The sequence below is a fragment of the Mesorhizobium sp. WSM4815 genome (genome assembly GCF_055811575.1).
Map to the genome: position 1 here is coordinate 16,578 of NZ_JBVVQS010000087.1, position 13,648 is coordinate 30,225.

18 protein-coding genes and 1 tRNA gene are annotated in these 13,648 nt (G+C 63.5%); 13 read left to right on the forward strand and 6 right to left on the reverse strand.

The features are described from left to right. Positions 1 to 26: 26 nt before the first annotated feature. The 3 genes from minD to AC0L2B_RS10280 all read left to right on the forward strand — a co-directional run bounded on the left by minD (position 27) and on the right by AC0L2B_RS10280 (position 1,741). Positions 27 to 842 (forward strand): septum site-determining protein MinD, encoded by an 816-nt coding sequence (gene minD, locus AC0L2B_RS10270; RefSeq protein ID WP_023803856.1) that lies wholly within the window; start codon positions 27 to 29, stop codon positions 840 to 842. Next, a complete protein-coding gene (gene minE, locus AC0L2B_RS10275; protein ID WP_023803855.1) occupies positions 839 to 1,111 on the forward strand; it encodes a cell division topological specificity factor MinE in 273 nt (90 codons plus the stop codon). Before minD ends, minE begins: the two co-directional genes overlap by 4 nt. Positions 1,112 to 1,504: 393 nt before the next feature. Next, the gene (locus AC0L2B_RS10280) at positions 1,505 to 1,741 is read left to right on the forward strand and encodes an exopolysaccharide production repressor protein (protein ID WP_473745354.1); all 237 of its coding nucleotides are present in this window, start codon (positions 1,505 to 1,507) and stop codon (positions 1,739 to 1,741) included. A gap of 182 nt (positions 1,742 to 1,923) precedes the next feature. Here the strand turns inward: AC0L2B_RS10280 and yghU are convergent, their stop codons facing one another. After that, the gene (gene yghU, locus AC0L2B_RS10285; protein WP_473517254.1) at positions 1,924 to 2,790 is read right to left on the reverse strand and encodes a glutathione-dependent disulfide-bond oxidoreductase; all 867 of its coding nucleotides are present in this window, start codon (positions 2,788 to 2,790) and stop codon (positions 1,924 to 1,926) included. 226 nt (positions 2,791 to 3,016) lie between these two features. On the opposite strand from yghU, the gene AC0L2B_RS10290 reads away from it, so the two are divergent. The 3 genes from AC0L2B_RS10290 (at position 3,017) to AC0L2B_RS10300 (ending at position 7,042) form a co-directional block, all read left to right on the forward strand. Then, on the forward strand, positions 3,017 to 3,919 hold the full coding sequence (locus tag AC0L2B_RS10290; protein ID WP_091598989.1) for a S1C family serine protease: 903 nt from the start codon (positions 3,017 to 3,019) through the stop codon (positions 3,917 to 3,919). Positions 3,920 to 4,117: 198 nt separating this feature from the next. Beyond that, positions 4,118 to 4,717 (forward strand): YdeI/OmpD-associated family protein, encoded by a 600-nt coding sequence (locus AC0L2B_RS10295; RefSeq protein WP_473745239.1) that lies wholly within the window; start codon positions 4,118 to 4,120, stop codon positions 4,715 to 4,717. Between the two features lie 162 nt (positions 4,718 to 4,879). Beyond that, positions 4,880 to 7,042 (forward strand): EAL domain-containing protein, encoded by a 2,163-nt coding sequence (locus tag AC0L2B_RS10300; protein WP_473745241.1) that lies wholly within the window; start codon positions 4,880 to 4,882, stop codon positions 7,040 to 7,042. A gap of 69 nt (positions 7,043 to 7,111) precedes the next feature. On the opposite strand, the gene AC0L2B_RS10305 is transcribed toward AC0L2B_RS10300, so the two are convergent. The 3 genes from AC0L2B_RS10305 to AC0L2B_RS10315 all read right to left on the reverse strand — a co-directional run bounded on the left by AC0L2B_RS10305 (position 7,112) and on the right by AC0L2B_RS10315 (position 7,975). Then, on the reverse strand, positions 7,112 to 7,441 hold the full coding sequence (locus AC0L2B_RS10305; RefSeq protein ID WP_128174988.1) for a GYD domain-containing protein: 330 nt from the start codon (positions 7,439 to 7,441) through the stop codon (positions 7,112 to 7,114). A gap of 163 nt (positions 7,442 to 7,604) precedes the next feature. Then, on the reverse strand, positions 7,605 to 7,787 hold the full coding sequence (locus AC0L2B_RS10310; RefSeq protein WP_027155385.1) for a DUF3606 domain-containing protein: 183 nt from the start codon (positions 7,785 to 7,787) through the stop codon (positions 7,605 to 7,607). Between the two features lie 114 nt (positions 7,788 to 7,901). After that, a tRNA-Gln gene (locus AC0L2B_RS10315) sits at positions 7,902 to 7,975 on the reverse strand. Between the two features lie 115 nt (positions 7,976 to 8,090). On the opposite strand from AC0L2B_RS10315, the gene AC0L2B_RS10320 reads away from it, so the two are divergent. Together AC0L2B_RS10320 and AC0L2B_RS10325 are read left to right on the forward strand one after the other, a co-directional pair. Then, on the forward strand, positions 8,091 to 8,477 hold the full coding sequence (locus AC0L2B_RS10320) for an ester cyclase (RefSeq protein ID WP_473745243.1): 387 nt from the start codon (positions 8,091 to 8,093) through the stop codon (positions 8,475 to 8,477). Positions 8,478 to 8,570: 93 nt separating this feature from the next. Beyond that, positions 8,571 to 8,732 carry a hypothetical protein gene (locus tag AC0L2B_RS10325; RefSeq protein WP_287283671.1) on the forward strand — a complete coding sequence of 54 codons (162 nt, stop codon included), beginning with the start codon at positions 8,571 to 8,573 and terminating at the stop codon, positions 8,730 to 8,732. 142 nt (positions 8,733 to 8,874) lie between these two features. On the opposite strand, the gene AC0L2B_RS10330 is transcribed toward AC0L2B_RS10325, so the two are convergent. Further along, positions 8,875 to 9,360: an Lrp/AsnC family transcriptional regulator gene (locus tag AC0L2B_RS10330; protein WP_473745245.1), complete on the reverse strand. Its 486-nt coding sequence runs from the start codon at positions 9,358 to 9,360 to the stop codon at positions 8,875 to 8,877. Between the two features lie 154 nt (positions 9,361 to 9,514). Between AC0L2B_RS10330 and AC0L2B_RS10335 the strand changes: the two genes are divergently transcribed. Further along, positions 9,515 to 10,267, forward strand: coding sequence for a tryptophan 2,3-dioxygenase family protein (locus AC0L2B_RS10335; RefSeq protein ID WP_473745247.1), 753 nt, complete (start codon positions 9,515 to 9,517; stop codon positions 10,265 to 10,267). 58 nt (positions 10,268 to 10,325) lie between these two features. Here the strand turns inward: AC0L2B_RS10335 and AC0L2B_RS10340 are convergent, their stop codons facing one another. Next, complete coding sequence (locus AC0L2B_RS10340) at positions 10,326 to 10,631, reverse strand: hypothetical protein (RefSeq protein ID WP_473517260.1); 306 nt, start codon at positions 10,629 to 10,631, stop codon at positions 10,326 to 10,328. 355 nt (positions 10,632 to 10,986) lie between these two features. Between AC0L2B_RS10340 and AC0L2B_RS10345 the strand changes: the two genes are divergently transcribed. From AC0L2B_RS10345 to AC0L2B_RS10360, 4 genes are all read left to right on the forward strand, one after another. Next, positions 10,987 to 11,397 carry a hypothetical protein gene (locus AC0L2B_RS10345; RefSeq protein ID WP_473745249.1) on the forward strand — a complete coding sequence of 137 codons (411 nt, stop codon included), beginning with the start codon at positions 10,987 to 10,989 and terminating at the stop codon, positions 11,395 to 11,397. Between the two features lie 79 nt (positions 11,398 to 11,476). Further along, positions 11,477 to 12,025 (forward strand): terminase large subunit domain-containing protein, encoded by a 549-nt coding sequence (locus AC0L2B_RS10350; RefSeq protein WP_473745250.1) that lies wholly within the window; start codon positions 11,477 to 11,479, stop codon positions 12,023 to 12,025. Positions 12,026 to 12,278: 253 nt separating this feature from the next. Next, entirely contained in the window at positions 12,279 to 13,034 is a 756-nt protein-coding gene (locus AC0L2B_RS10355) for a phage terminase large subunit family protein (RefSeq protein ID WP_473745251.1), read from the forward strand. Between the two features lie 5 nt (positions 13,035 to 13,039). After that, positions 13,040 to 13,639: a hypothetical protein gene (locus AC0L2B_RS10360; protein ID WP_473745252.1), complete on the forward strand. Its 600-nt coding sequence runs from the start codon at positions 13,040 to 13,042 to the stop codon at positions 13,637 to 13,639. The last annotated feature ends 9 nt before the right edge of the window (positions 13,640 to 13,648 follow it).

Genomic DNA, 13,648 nt, shown 5'->3' on the forward strand with positions numbered 1-13,648 from the left:
ATACGAACAACAATAAGGAGGCATAGATGGGCAAAGTTGTGGTGGTCACCTCGGGCAAGGGGGGCGTCGGCAAGACGACCTCGACGGCCGCCCTTGGCGCCGCCGTCGCGAGAACCGGCAAGAGGGTGGCGCTGGTCGACTTCGACGTGGGTTTGAGGAATCTCGACCTGATCATGGGCGCCGAGCGGCGGGTGGTGTTCGACCTGGTCAACGTCATCCAGGGAACGGCCAAGTTGTCGCAGGCGCTGATCCGCGACAAGCGGGTCGAGACGTTGTTCCTGCTGCCGGCCTCGCAGACGCGCGACAAGGATGCGCTGACCGAGGAGGGCGTCGGCGAGGTGATCGAAAAGCTGAGCTCGGTGTTCGACTACGTCTTCTGCGACAGCCCGGCCGGCATCGAGCGCGGCGCGCAGCTTGCCATGCGCTTTGCCGACGAGGCGGTCATCGTCACCAACCCGGAAGTCAGCTCGGTGCGCGATTCCGATCGCATCATCGGCCTGCTCGACGCCAGGACCGTCAAGGCCGAGCGGGGCGAGCAGATCGCCAAGCATGTGCTGGTGACGCGCTATGATGCGGCGCGCGCGGCGCGCGGCGAAATGCTCTCGATCGACGATGTGCTGGAGATCCTGTCGACGCCGCTGCTGGGCATCATTCCCGAGAGCCAGGACGTGCTCAAGGCCTCCAATCTCGGGTCGCCGGTGACACTCAGCGATCCGACCAACTCCGCCGCCCGCGCCTATATCGAGGCGGCCAAACGGCTCGAGGGCGAGGACCTGCCGGTCGTCGTGCCGTTCGAGCGCAAGGGCTTTCTCGATCGGCTTTTTGGAAGGAGGGCAGCATGAGCCTGTTAGACCTCTTCAAGCGGCGCGGCAGCGCGCCGGTGGCGCGCGAGCGGCTGCAGGTGCTGCTCGCCTATGAGCGCCGCAACCGCAGCCAGCCCGATCTCGTCTCGGTGCTGCGCGAGGAGATCATGGCCGTCATCGCCAGGCATGTGCAGATCGACCAGGATTATCTGCAGGTCTCGATGGATCGCGGCGAGACGATGTCGACGCTGGAGATCGACATCCAGATCCCCAACAAGAGCGCTAGGCCGCTGGCCATGTCGGCCTGAGCGGCGGTGTTGCGCCTGTCGTAATTTTGACGCCGGCGGGACAGCGCCCCCCTCTGTCCTGCCGGACATCTCCCCCACTTGGGGGGAGATCAGCCGTCACGTCGGCTTTCGTCATTCCGCAACGGTGCAAGAGAGCGCGGCGCGCCGAGGCTGCCAATCTCCCCCCAAGTGGGGGAGATGTCCGGCAGGACAGAGGGGGGCGCTGTCCCGCCGACATTATTTTTTTGTCAACCAGGGATCGCGTTAAACATGCGCGCGCCTTTGCCACTTGCGCAACCAACAAAAGGGTGAAAACGTTGGTCTGGGGTAAATGGGCAAGGGTGGTCGTCGCGGCGGTTAGAAGCTCCGGGGCGGCCTTGAAAAGCGATGAATTTTCCACAGTTCCTGGTAAGGATGACCGCCGCGGCATTCGTCGTGGCGCTCTCGATTTATTTGGCAACGGGTTCAATCTGGAAGGCGCTCGGCTGGACGGTCCTCACCTTGATCGTTCTGCAGCTTGGATATTTTTTGTCCATCGTCTGGCTGATCTATAGGGCCGAACGAAAGACACACAGTGACCGCGACCCGCGAGTACTGGACCGTCGAGACTGCATGCGGTTTCGAGATTCAGGTCGGCCACCACAAATATAAACATGCCTAGACCATGATGTTCATCAGATAGATAGTATGGTCTAAACCGCTTGAAAGCGGACATGTTCGGTTCTGGGAATGTGCCTTGGACGTTCCGTTACTTTAGTCAACCAGTATATATCTCCGGGTGCATATGCCCGATACTGCGCAGCGCGTCATCCGCTCCAGCTCCGTCGCTCTGCTCACTCCGCCGCCAGCTTGTCCTGCGTCCTGGTGTCGAAGTCGCTGGCGTCGTGGCGCTCGTGCAATTGCATCGCCGGCTCGCCGAAGGCGCGGTTGACCATGCGGCCGCGCTGCACCGCCGGCCGCGCGTCGATCGCGTCGGCCCAGCGCTGCACGTGCTTGTATTCCTGCACCGACAGGAACGCGCCGGCGTCGTTGTACATGCGGCCCTTGGCCAGCCCGCCATACCAAGGCCACACGGCGATGTCGGCAATCGTGTAGGCGTCGCCGCCGAGATATTCGCTTACCGCCAGGCGCCGGTCGAGCACGTCCATCTGGCGCTTCACCTCCATGGCGAAGCGGTCGATGGCATATTCGAATTTTTCCGGTGCGTAGGCGTAGAAATGGCCGAAGCCGCCGCCGAGATAGGGCGCCGAGCCCATTTGCCAAAACAGCCACGACAGGGTTTCTGCGCGCGCCGGCTGCTCGATCGGCAGGAACTCGCCGAATTTCTCGGCCAGATGCAGCAGGATCGAGCCGGATTCGAAGACGCGGATCGGCTTTGGCCCGCTGCGGTCCATCAGCGCCGGGATCTTGGAGTTGGGATTGACCTCGACGAAGCCGCTGCCGAACTGGTCGCCGTCGTTGATCCTGATCAGCCAGGCGTCATATTCGGCGCCTTTGTGGCCGCGCGCCAGCAACTCCTCCAGCATGATCGTCACCTTCACGCCGTTTGGTGTCGCCTGCGAGTAAAGCTGCAGCGGATGCTTGCCGACCGGCAGCTGCTTGTCATGCGTCGGGCCGGCGATCGGACGGTTGATGCTGGCGAAGGCGCCGCCATTTTCCTTGTTCCAGATCCATACTTTCGGCGGTGTGTATTGGTTCATTTCGGAGGCCTTTGATGTGAGCGGAGAGGGTCTTGGGGAGGATCAGCTTGCATAGATACAGGTAGTGCGGGCTGACGGAAGTTCAACTTGTGTTGAACTATTGTCGATATCGGCAGCGCAAGCCTGCGCGATTGCATCCGGCCCTTGCGCCTCGTCACATGCGCCATAGCTATAGAAGATGCCGGCCCTCTGAACGGTCGTCGTGAATATTGCCAGGATTGGGAGCATGACCATCGATACGATTTTGCGGTCCATCGTGACGGTGCGGGCTTCGATCCCGGATGATGCCTTCACCGCGAATGCGCTGGGCACCAGCCGGGAAGGCAGCGGCGTGGTCATTCGCGACAACGGCCTGGTGCTCACCATCGGCTATCTCATCACCGAGGCGGAAGAAGTCTGGCTGACCGACCACAGCGGGCGCGTGATTCCCGCGCACGCGCTCGCCTACGACCAGGAAACGGGCTTCGGCCTGGTGCAGGCGCTGGCCCCGCTCTCCCTGCCCGCAGTGGCTTTCGGCGACGCGGCCAGGGCGATGGCCGGCGACCCGGTGGTGCTCGCCGACGGCATCGGCCAGGCGGTCAGCGCGTACATCGTCACCAAGCAGGAATTCGCCGGCTATTGGGAATATCTGCTGGACGAGGCGATCTTCACCGCGCCGGCTCATCCGTCGTGGGGAGGTGCGGCCCTCATCGGGCAGGACGGCAGGCTGCTCGGCATCGGTTCTCTGCGCCTGCAGATGAGCCGCGCCGGCGAGATCGCCGATATCAACATGGTGGTGCCGATCGACCTGCTGCCGCCCATCCTCGACGATCTGCTGACGCGCGGCCAGGTTGCCAAGCCACCGCGCCCATGGCTCGGCGCCTTCTCCGCCGAAAGCAATGGCGAGGTCGTGGTGATGAGCGTCGCCGAAGGCAGCCCGGCCGCCGAAGCCGGCCTGCGCCAGGGCGATATCATCTCGGATGTGCGCGACGGCGAAGTCGACGGGCTCGCCGATTTCTACCGCAAGTTGTGGCAGAACCCGGCGGGCGCCGAGATCCCGTTGCGTGTTGTGCGCGACGGCCGCGAAACCTGGCTGCGCGTCAAGTCGGCCGACCGCAACAGCTTTCTCAAGAAACCGCAGCTGCAGTGAGGCTCCTTTCCTTCTCCCCTTGTGGGAGAAGGTGGATCGGCGCGCAGCGCCGAGCCGGAAGAGGGGTGTTGGACGGAATACGGCGATGCCAAGCTGGAGCACCCCTCATCCGACCGAGCTTCGCTCGGCCACCTTCTCCCACAAGGGGAGAAGGAGGCAAGGAGAACCGATGACGACCACACAAAGGCGGATCCGCTGATGGCGCCGGTCGAGGTCGACCCCGCCAAGGTCCGCGAATTCAGCGATGCCGAGAGCTTCTACACCTGGCTCGGCAAGCATCACGACACCGAGACAGAAATCTGGATCAAGATCCACAAGGTCGGTTCGGGACTGCCTTCGATCACGCCCAAGGAGGCCATCGACGTCGTGCTGTGCTGGGGCTGGATCGATGCCGTGCGCAAGGGGCTCGACGACAAGAGCTATTTGCAGCGCTACACACCGCGCGGCAGGAAGAGCATCTGGAGCCAGATCAACGTCGACAACGTCGCCCGGCTGATCGAGGCGGGCCGGATGACCGAGCATGGGCTCAAACAGGTCGAGGCGGCGAAGGCCGACGGGCGCTGGGCGCGCGCCTATGCAAGCGGCAAGGACATGAAAATCCCCGCGGATCTGCGGGCCGCAATAGACGCCGAGCCCGAGGCCATGGCGATGCTGGCAAGGCTCAGCGCGCAGAACCGCTTCGCGCTCGCCTTCCGCATCCACAACATGAAGACCGAGGCTGGCCGCGAGAAGAAGATCGCCGCCTTCGTCGAAATGCTGAAGCGCGGTGAGGCGATCTACCCGCAAGGGAAGAAGTGAGGCTGGCGCCGTCGCGGCTGTGGCTGCCATTGCGGCAAAGTTCGCGCCTCGTGGGTGTCAGGGTGAGAGAAATTGGCCGTCCACCCCAGCCGCTGCGCAGTAACGGATTCTTCTTTGCTTTTGCCGCACAATGGCCGCGACGAGGCAGGCGAAGTCCAGAGCATGGCCGAAAAGAAAAATCGCGACGGAGAGTTCTGGGAGCTGGCGCTCGAACGCGCGCATCTTGGCGTCTGGGATTGGGATCTCAGGAGCGGCGACTGTTTCTACTCGGCGATGTGGTTGCAGATGCTCGGCTATGGCGAGGGTGAGCTTGCCGAGACGAGCGATCTCTGGTTGCAGCTGACGCATCCCGACGATCGCGAGCGGGCGGTGGCCAGCGGCGAACGCCACATTGCCGGCCTGACCGATTCGATCGAGACCGAGCTCAGGCTGAAGCACAAATCCGGTCACTGGGTATGGGTTCTCGATCGCGGCGGAGTGGTCGAACGCGACGCCGAAGGCCGGCCGGTCAGACTGATGGGCGTCCAGACCGACATCACCAAGCAGAAGCAGGCGGAAGCAGAGCTTGAACAGGTCAACGTCCGCTTTCGCCTGGCATTGGCGGCCAGCGGCACCGGCATCTGGCATCACGATATCGGTGCACGCAAAAGCTACTGGGACCAGCGCACGCGGGACATCTACGGGCTTGTCGCCGACACCGACGAAGTGTCGCAAGACCTCTGGCACAGCTATCTGCATCCGGACGACCGGGCCGACGCCGAGCGGGCCCATTTGGCGCCGCTGCAAACCCAAAAGGTCGTCGCCGTGCAATACCGCATCATCAAGCGGGACGGCGAAATCCGACATCTCGAATCGCTGATACGGTTCGCCGACGCCCAGTCGTCGGGCCAGATCCTGGGCACGGTGCGCGACATCACCGAGGCGAAGCAACGCGAGCAGGAACTTGCCCATGCGGCCCGCCATGACGCGCTGACCGGCCTTCTGAACCGCGCCGCTTTCGACCGGCTGCTGGCCGAGCACATCGCAACGGCGCGCCGGCTCGCGGTGTTCTACGTCGATCTCGATTACTTCAAGGCACTGAACGACTTCGCCGGCCACGCCGCCGGCGACCTTGCCCTGAAGAGCGTCGCCGAGCGCATTCTGGGCTGTCTGCCGCCGTCGGTGCACGCCGCGCGCCTCGGCGGCGACGAGTTCGCGCTGCTGGTGCCTGATTGCGACGCAGCGCAAGCCGAGGGTCTCGCCGGCGCCGTACTCGCGGCGGTTCGCGATGCCGACCTCGGCTCGACGGCGGCGTCGCGCAAGCTCGCGGCCAGCATCGGCATCGCCTTTGTCGCCGATGCGAATACCGCAGTGGCCGACGCGCTCGCCTGCGCCGACGACGCCTGCTATGCGGCCAAAGCCGCCGGGCGCAATCGCTTCGCGGTATTCTCGCCCGAGACGACATCCGGTTCCAGCGGCCTCAATGCGGCGCGGCTGGCCGCCGACACCGTCGACGCCATGGCGGACGGAAGGCTGAAACTGTTCGGTCAGGAAATCCACCAGCTCGGAAAACCCTGGCAAGAAAGCCGCCATGTCGAGGTCCTGGCGCGGCTCGCCGGGCGCAATGGGCGGCTGATCCCGCCGGGCGAGTTCATCCCGGCGGCGGAGCGGTTCGGCGTCGCCTCGCGGCTCGACCGCTGGATTATCAGGACGGCGCTGTCGCTTCATGGTCCGGCGCTGAAGTCAGGGGCGCTCACGCTCGGCTTCAACCTGTCGGCGCAGACGCTGAGCGACCCGCAGCTTTGGGATTTCGTCGACGCCGTCATCGCCGAGACCGGGGCGCCGCATTCCGGCATCGGCTTCGAGATCACCGAAACCGCCGCGGTCACCAATTTCGCAGCTGCCGAGCAGTTCGTCGGCAAGGCGCGCGAGCGGCGCTGCCGCGTCAGTCTCGACGATTTCGGGGCGGGCATGAGCTCGTTCGAATATCTCCGGCGCTTTCCCGTCGACACAATCAAGATCGACGGTTTATTCATCGAGCATATTGCCGATAGCCGCTTCGACCGCGAGATCGTCTCGGCGATATCCGGCATCGCCAGGAGCCTCGGCTGCTCCGTGGTGGCGGAGAAGATCGAAGCGCAGGATGCGCTCGACATCCTCGCGGATATGGGCATTGACTTCGGCCAGGGATTTCTGCTGCACCGGCCGGAACCGCTGCAAGCGATCGTGGCGCGGGCGTGCGCGACCCGGGCGAGCGCGACGCAAGCGGGCGTGACACAAGCGGGCGCAACACGGGCGAGCAAGACACGGGCGAGCGCGCCGGCACCAGCCGGACGGCGAGCCTAGCCCGGATCTCTCCGGGCTGGCCGGGCGAAAAGTCCGCAAAACCGGTCCGGCGCCGTGATGCGCGACTGGTCAGGACTTTCCTGGCGGGCGATAGCGGACCGACTTTGCCTTGCCAAGCGCTTGCATCGTCTCTTCGACGCTCAGGAGAACGGTGGTCTCGTACGAGCTGAGCGCTCCTCCCGCACCAATGGCAAGCATGACAGATGCCATTGAAACGTTGTCGGGCGCCTCCCACAGGTTCCAGCCATCGTGCGCTCCGAAGCCGTACCAGAACCCGTGCAGCTTTCCGCCCACCGATTCGATGTAGGTGCGGGCTGCCTCGCGTCTATCCTCGGGGTTTTCGATCAGGCGCGCCCAGGTCTCGGGCGTATAGCTGAATCGTGAGAGATACATGGGCATGGTTCGCCTCCAGGGCCGCCGATCCCCCAGCGGCTCGGCGTCGAGGGGATCGAGGGGGGCTGGCGCCGAGCCTGACCGGTTTGGTTGGTTCACCGGCTGACAAAATATGCGCTCAGGCTAATATAATCGCAACACCTATCCTGCAGGCCGCCGCCGATGCGGGTCAGGCGTTGCGGCTCGCCATATGCGCGTCGAGCTTCTTTCTCGAAGGCCCGTACCGCTTGATGATGGTCGCGGCCTCGCTCGGCGGTATGCCATATTTTTTCGCAAACGCCGCTACGTCGTAAGGCTCCTCGCCGGCGGCCGGTTTGCGGTCCTGCTTGCTCCTGGATTTGTCGTCGGCCATGTCGTCCTCCATCATATCTGGTGGTTATAGGGTTCCTTGGTCGGCCCGACCATCCATGCCAGTTTGGAAAAGGGGAGGCACGCCGGTCTGACCGGTTGCCCGGCGGGGCGATGCTGGTTCCCGCTCATGGGCTCGAACCACGATTCACGCCTTCAAAGGGCGCTGTCCTACCATTAGACGAAGCGGGAATAGAGGAAGTGACGCTATCTAGCACTTTCTCATCCGCGCATGAAGCTGCTTCATGCCGTCATCGGCTTGAGCATGAGCTTTCGGCGCGGCCTTGTAGAGACGGGAGCAATCGCCGTGACCAGAACCGACCTCTGTGACATCTACCGAGACTACATTGCCTGCCTGAACAAGCAGGACTGGCCGAAGCTGGGACAGTTCGTCGATGATGAGGTGATCCACAACGGGCGGCGGCTCGGCCTATCAGGGTATCTCAAAATGCTGGAGAGAGACTTTGCTGAAATTCCGGACCTTTATTTCAACGTCCAGATGCTGATTTCCGATCCGCCCTACATAGCGAGCCGGCTCGGGTTCGACTGCACGCCGAAAGAAAGCTTCCTCGGCCTCCCTGTAAATGGGAGGAGAGTTTCCTTTGCCGAGAATGTTATCTATGAATTTGGGGACAAAAAGATCGTAGAAGTTTGGTCTGTCATAGACAAGGCTGCCATCGAAGCTCAGCTTTAGTGCAGGAATGCTCGGCCGTCGTTCCACGTTCCGATATGAACCACGATATGAACAATGGCAGCTGCCTGCCCACCGCCTGTCAAGGACCCGGCCTTGACGCCCGAACACGCTGCCCCAGATTACGCGGCGGAGTTTTCAGATATGCGATACGACTGGCAGGGGCGCAAATTCCTGGAACGGCATTTCGGCATTGTTATCGCAATTGGCCTGGCTGCAGGGCTGTCCGTGCTGGTCGCGCTGGGCTACACGCCTTAGAGACTGTTTGGAAACTCTACTCTGGCGGCCATCTGATGGCGTTTTCTGCGCTTCCGGTGCTCACGGACCAAAACGTCCGCTGCGCGCCGGTTCTCGAAACCACCACCATATGACTCGCCAGAGCGAATTTCGAAACAGTCTCTTAAGCCTCGGATTTAGCGCTCTGCTGGGCATGCCCCACGGCATTGGCGAAAGAAATGTCATCCTTGATCTCGCGCATCGCCATCGAGGTGATCGTGCGGCGCACGCCGGGCAGGCGGCTCAGCTCGACGCGCAGCATCCTGTCCAGCGCCATCATGTCGACGGTCACGATCTGCAGGAGATAGTCGGCCTCGCCTGTGGTGGCGTGGCAGCGCCGGATCAGCGGATGCGCCTGGACGGCGGCCTCGAAGGCTTCGGAGAGCTCGAAATCGATCGACACCTGGATGAAGGCTTCGATGCCGAAGCCGAGCTTGGCCGGGTCGATCCGCGTCGAGTAGCCGCGGATGATGCCGGCGTCCTCCAGCGCCTTGACCCGCTTCCAGCACGGCGTCTTGCTTAAGCCGACCTCGTCGGCAAGCACTGCGAAGGAGGTGCGCGCATCGCGTTCCAGCGCCGCGACGATCTTCCGGTCGACGGCATCCAGCATCACACGTTCTCCAAACCTTCGCGATGGACGGACATTCGTCCTCCATTTTCTGGCATTTGGATAACACAAAGGAACAATGTTCAAGTGAAAAGCGACTAAACTGCGGGCTCGGACCGAACAAACGCCCTGAGGACCGGACAAAGGAGCAGCTGCCATGCACAAGCCGGATTATTACGCCCGTATCGAAGCGCCCGAGATGCGCGACTATGGCGTCTATCTCAGCTGCGACAAGCTACTCGCCTGCCAGAAGCCGCTGGCCGAGATGGTCAATGCCGACGAGCTGCAGTTCCAGATCGTCCACCAGGTCGAGGAGCTGTGGATGAAGCTCATCGCCTACACGCTGGTCGATGTCGTCGACTTCCTCGAGCAGCAGAACACCCATCGCATCGTCACGCTGATGGGGCGGGTGCATCGGCTGATGCGCCTGGTGACGGCGCAGCTCGACCTGCTCGAATCCATGTCGCCCAAGGAATACCAGGAGATTCGGCTGCAGCTCGGCAATGGCAGCGGCCAGGAATCGCCGGGCTTCAAGCTCTTGCTGCGCATGCCGCCGGACCTGTGGCGGGCGTTCAAGGCGTCCTATCTCGATGGTCGCGGGCTCTCGCTCGAGGATGTCTACGATGTCAGCTATGACCACGGCGACAGCTATGTCGTCGCCGAGGCGCTGATCGAATTCGACGAGCTGTTCCAGAAATTCCGCGCCAATCATCTTTATCTCATCCACCGCTCGATCGGGCTCGGCTCGAAATCGCTCAAGGGCCGGCCAGTCGAACTGCTGCAGGCCGGCGCCCTGCATCGCTTCTTCCCGGAACTGTGGGACATACGCTGCGACATGACCGACCGCTGGAGCGGCCAGTATGGGACTGTGCGGGCACCGATCAGCCACCCGGAGGCGAAGGCAGGGTAAGGGTAGACGCCGCGCGAAACTCGAGGCGGTCCGACCGGACGGCGAGGCGATCGCGACGTCACATCTGGTCGTTGTAGGGTTCCTTCATCTGGCCGACCATGCGCGCCAGTTTGGAGAAGGACGGCATGTCCGCCTCCGGCTGGCACTGGTTCGCCAGCTCCAGCAGCCGGATCGGGAAGTTGACGGCATCGCGGCTCGACGCCGACATGCCTTCGGAGCGCTCCTCGCTGGTCTCGCTGGCTTCGGCCTTGCGCAAGGCGATGTCTATCTCCTCGACCGTCAGCACGCCCTTGCGGACAAGGATCTGATTGATCGATGCGACGGCCATCAGCAGGCCCTCGAGTTGCAGATTGGCGACATTCATGGCTTTGCTCCCATTGGCAAATTGCAAACGCGCGAACACCGGTTCCGATCCCTGCACCATAGCGCGGCGGGCGGCCGAATTTTAGGCCGGCCCGCGAGATTTCGCTTGCTTTGTGACGGCAGCTATGCTAGGAATATAGTCATGGTGCTGATTTGCGCCAACGACCCGCCCGCCGAGGCGGGTTTTTTTAATTCAAGCCTTCTCACAAGTTCGTGCCTGTGTTGCCGATATCAATGCCGGCGGGACAGCGCCCCCTCTGTCCTGCCATCTCTTTGCCAAAATTTGGCATCTCCCCCACTTGGGGGAGATCGGATGTCACCCCGGCTTTCGCCAATCACCAGCATCGAGGTAGGGCATGGCCGAGAATCCTTTCGACGACGAACCGGCTGATGTGACCGAACCCAGGCCTTCCGGCCGGCCGAAGCGAGCGAAAAAAACGCTGGCCGATGGTTTTCTGGACGCCATCCGCGCCGATTTCCGGGCGCATGGCGCCGGCGTCATCGCCGAGGTTCGTACCGAAAAGCCCGATCAGTATCTGAAGATCGTACTGTCGGTGCTGCCCAAGGATCTGCATCTCAACATCAACAGTCTGGAAGCACTGAGCGATGACGAAATCAGGCAGCGCATCCGCGGCCTCGAAGCCGTCCTGCGGCCGTTTCTCGAAAAGTCCGGCGTCGCAGGACAGGGGCTCGCAAAGCCGGGCCGCGACGGCGAAGGCCGAGTATCTGAGCCTGCTCAGGGAATTGGACCGGAGGCGGCGCACTAACCAGCTTGCCGCCTACCGGCCTTACCCGCGACAGGCCGAGTTCCATGCGGCCGGTGCTGCCAACCGAGAACGCCTGTTCATGGCCGGCAACCAGCTCGGCAAGACAAGGGCCGGCGGCGCCGAATGGGCGATGCATCTCACCGGCCGCTATCCCGAGTGGTGGCAAGGCAAGGTTTTTGACACGGCCGTGCGGCTGTGGGCGGCCGGCGTCACCGCCGAGGGCACGCGCGACAACCCGCAGCGCATCTTGGTCGGCCCGCCGCAGCAGCCGGCGGCGTGGGGCACCGGCATGATCCCGGCCGACGCCATTGTCAGCACCATCATGGGGCGCGGCGCGCCGCATGGGCTGGACAGCGTCGTCGTGCGCCATGGCGGCGGCGGTGATGTGCAGGCCGATGAATCGGTGCTGTCGTTCAAGAGTTTTGAGAAGGGCCGCGAAAAGTGGCAGGGCGAAACGCTGCACGGCGTCTGGTTCGACGAGGAACCACCGCTCGACATCTATTCCGAAGGCCTGACACGCACCAACGCGACAGGCGGCATCACCATCGTCACTTTTACGCCGCTGCTCGGCATGTCGGAAGTGGTGCTGTTGTTTCTGTCGGCGGAAGCGGTGGAGGGGATGGGGTGAGGGGGCGGCGGCCTTGCCTTCTCCCCTTGTGGGAGAAGGTGGATCGGCGCGCAGCGCCGAGACGGAAGAGGGGTGCTGGACGGAGTGCGGTTTTTGCCAAGCTGGAACACCCCTCATCCGACCTCGCTTCGCGAGGCCACCTTCTCCCACAAGGGGAGAAGGAAGAGCGCAGCGCCTTGGCCAGAAAAACCTTGCCCAAACAACACCATACGGCCGGCGCCTGCCAACATGATTCAAGTGCGAGGGCGAAGAAATGACCCGCCACGTCACCTTCATGACCATCGACGATGCCGAGCATTACACGCCGCAGCAGCGCGCCGCGATCGTATCGGCCTATCCGGCGCATGAGCGCGAGGCGCGGGCCAGGGGCATTCCGGTGCTGGGTTCCGGCCGCATCTTTCCGGTGCCGGAGGAGCTGATTGCCTGCGAGCCGTTCCGGCTGCCGCGCTACTGGCCGCGGCTCGGGGCGCTGGATTTCGGCTGGGATCATCCGTCGGCCGCGGTCGAGCTCGCCTGGGATACCGACGCCGACGTCGTCTATGTCACAAAGGCCTGCCGCGCCTCGCAGCAAACGCCGGCCATGCAGGCGCTGACCCTGAAACCGTGGGGCGAATGGCTGCCCTGGGCGTGGCCGCGCGACGGCCGCCGCGAGACGCTGGAAGGTGCGGGCGTGGCACTTGCCCGGCAATATGGCGCGCATGGGCTGAACATGCTTTCCAGCCATGCGCAGTTCGCCGACGGTTCGGTGTCGGTCGAGGCCGGGCTGATGGAGATGCTCGACCGCATGCAGAGCGGCCGCTTCAAGGTGTTCTCGACGCTTCTGCCCTGGTTCGAGGAGTTTCGGCTCTACCACCGCAAAGACGGCCAGGTGGTGAAGCTGCGCGACGATCTGATGGCGGCGACACGCTATGGCGTGATGATGCTGAGGGAAGCGGTGGTCGACCCGGCCGAGTTCAAGACGGCACGGCGAAAGGCAGGGCAGAGCGATCCGCTGGGGGCGTTCCGGTGAGGGCGATGACCGTTCGCATTGTCAGCGCTACGCTGCGCGACCTCTCTTACATCGCCGCCAACCTGCGGCTCGAGGACCGGACGGAGATCGACTGCCAGTTCGACGAATGGTCGCCGGCGCTGCTGGCGCTGACGGCGCTGCAGGGGTTTGCCTATGTCGCCGAGCTGAACGGCAATCCGGAGGCCGGCTTTGGCGCCGCCGAGCAGCGCGGCGGGTTGTGGATCGCCTGGAGCTGGGGCACGCGCCGCATGAAGCGCTGCGTGCCTGGGATCACGGCGTTCTTTCACGCCGTGCTCGGTCCGCAGGTTGCCGCGCACGGCGCCTGGCGGGTCGAGGCGCGGGCGCTGGCCAGCAATGAACTGGCGCTGCGCTGGCTGGCCCGGCTTGGCGCCACGCAACGCTGCCGCCTGCCGGGCTACGGCAAGAACGGCGAGGATTTTTTGCTCTACGACTGGACAAGAACGTCCGACTTCGGGACGTCCAACTTTGGAGAAAGCTGGAACCATGTGCCTGTTTCAAAAGCCGCCGGCGCTGAAGCCGCTGCCACCGACACCGACCATTGCCGACAAGGATGTGCAGGCGCGCGAAGCAGCGCTCCGGGCTGAGCTCGAGCA

What these genes read in the sequence shown, in the direction of transcription:
- AC0L2B_RS10305 (WP_128174988.1), bottom strand. Translation starts at nt 7,441, where the DNA reads ATGCCCATGTATCTCTCACGATTCAGCTATACGCCCGAGACCTGGGCG.
- minE (WP_023803855.1), top strand. Translation starts at nt 839, where the DNA reads ATGAGCCTGTTAGACCTCTTCAAGCGGCGCGGCAGCGCGCCGGTGGCG.
- AC0L2B_RS10330 (WP_473745245.1), bottom strand. Translation starts at nt 9,360, where the DNA reads ATGCTGGATGCCGTCGACCGGAAGATCGTCGCGGCGCTGGAACGCGAT.
- AC0L2B_RS10335 (WP_473745247.1), top strand. Translation starts at nt 9,515, where the DNA reads ATGCACAAGCCGGATTATTACGCCCGTATCGAAGCGCCCGAGATGCGC.
- AC0L2B_RS10355 (WP_473745251.1), top strand. Translation starts at nt 12,279, where the DNA reads ATGACCCGCCACGTCACCTTCATGACCATCGACGATGCCGAGCATTAC.
- AC0L2B_RS10300 (WP_473745241.1), top strand. Translation starts at nt 4,880, where the DNA reads ATGGCCGAAAAGAAAAATCGCGACGGAGAGTTCTGGGAGCTGGCGCTC.
- AC0L2B_RS10360 (WP_473745252.1), top strand. Translation starts at nt 13,040, where the DNA reads ATGACCGTTCGCATTGTCAGCGCTACGCTGCGCGACCTCTCTTACATC.
- AC0L2B_RS10295 (WP_473745239.1), top strand. Translation starts at nt 4,118, where the DNA reads ATGGCGCCGGTCGAGGTCGACCCCGCCAAGGTCCGCGAATTCAGCGAT.
- minD (WP_023803856.1), top strand. Translation starts at nt 27, where the DNA reads ATGGGCAAAGTTGTGGTGGTCACCTCGGGCAAGGGGGGCGTCGGCAAG.
- AC0L2B_RS10280 (WP_473745354.1), top strand. Translation starts at nt 1,505, where the DNA reads ATGACCGCCGCGGCATTCGTCGTGGCGCTCTCGATTTATTTGGCAACG.
- yghU (WP_473517254.1), bottom strand. Translation starts at nt 2,790, where the DNA reads ATGAACCAATACACACCGCCGAAAGTATGGATCTGGAACAAGGAAAAT.
- AC0L2B_RS10310 (WP_027155385.1), bottom strand. Translation starts at nt 7,787, where the DNA reads ATGGCCGACGACAAATCCAGGAGCAAGCAGGACCGCAAACCGGCCGCC.
- AC0L2B_RS10290 (WP_091598989.1), top strand. Translation starts at nt 3,017, where the DNA reads ATGACCATCGATACGATTTTGCGGTCCATCGTGACGGTGCGGGCTTCG.
- AC0L2B_RS10350 (WP_473745250.1), top strand. Translation starts at nt 11,477, where the DNA reads ATGGCCGGCAACCAGCTCGGCAAGACAAGGGCCGGCGGCGCCGAATGG.
- AC0L2B_RS10345 (WP_473745249.1), top strand. Translation starts at nt 10,987, where the DNA reads ATGGCCGAGAATCCTTTCGACGACGAACCGGCTGATGTGACCGAACCC.
- AC0L2B_RS10340 (WP_473517260.1), bottom strand. Translation starts at nt 10,631, where the DNA reads ATGAATGTCGCCAATCTGCAACTCGAGGGCCTGCTGATGGCCGTCGCA.